Here is a 1,053-nt window from a genome sequence, read left to right as displayed (position 1 = left end):
ACCCATGGCCAGCGCACCGTCGTCCTCGTCGACGAATACGACAAGCCGATCCTCGACAACCTCACCAACCCCGACGCCGCCCGCGCCATCCGCGACGGCCTGCGCAGCCTCTACTCGGTCATCAAGGACAGCGACGCACATATCCGCTTCGCCTTCCTCACCGGCGTCTCCAAATTCAGCAAGGTCAGCCTCTTCTCCGGACTCAACAACCTGCGCGACATCACCGTCTCGCGCGAGTATTCGGCGCTGTGTGGCTACACCGAGATCGATCTCGATCAGGTCTTCGCCCCCGAGCTCGCGGGGCTCGACCGCGACCAGATCCGCGCCTGGTACAACGGCTACAACTGGACCGGCGAGACCGTCTACAACCCCTTCGATCTGCTGCTGCTGTTCCAGGAACGCCTGTTCCGACCCTGGTGGTTCGAAACCGCCACGCCAACCTTCCTCGTCGACCTGCTCACCGAGCGACACACCTTCCTGCCCAGGCTCGAACGCCTGCTCACCACCGAACAACTCCTCTCCACCTTCGATGTCGACCAGATCGCCACCGAGGCCCTGCTCTTCCAAACCGGATACCTGACCATCGATGCCCTGATCCCGGTCGGCCCGCTCGTTCAGTATCGGCTGCGCTATCCGAACCTCGAGGTCCGCACCAGCCTCAACGGCGCGCTCCTCGAACGACTCACGGCCCGCCGCTCCGCCACCGTCGAACACCACGCCCGGCTCCATGCCTTGCTCCTCGCCAACGACTTTCCCGGCCTCAAGGACCTCGTCGGCGCCTTCTTCGCCAGCATCCCCGCCGATTGGTATCGCCGCAACCCGATCGCCCAGTACGAGGGCTACTACGCCAGCGTCTTCTACGCCTACTTCGCCGCCCTCGGACTCGACCTGATCCCCGAGGACACCAGCCACCTCGGCCGCCTCGATCTGACCTTGCGCTTCAACCAACAGGTCTACCTGTTCGAGTTCAAGGTCGTCGAACTCTCCCCCAACGGCCGCGCCCTGCAACAGATCAAAGACCGCCGCTACGCCGACAAGTACCGCGCCCTCGGC

Annotated in this window: 1 protein-coding gene; it reads left to right on the top strand. The window is 64.3% G+C overall.

Annotation, left to right across the window (positions count from 1 at the left end):
• Window positions 1-1,053: AAA family ATPase (locus tag ABC977_RS18155; RefSeq protein ID WP_369668679.1), on the top strand; the 1,053-nt coding region annotated here is incomplete at both ends.

This window comes from Thioalkalicoccus limnaeus, from assembly GCF_041197575.1.
GTDB classification, from domain to species: domain Bacteria; phylum Pseudomonadota; class Gammaproteobacteria; order Chromatiales; family Chromatiaceae; genus Thioalkalicoccus; species Thioalkalicoccus limnaeus.
The sequence above is the reverse complement of the archived record's forward strand: the minus strand, read 5'-3'. Positions and strand labels throughout refer to the sequence as shown.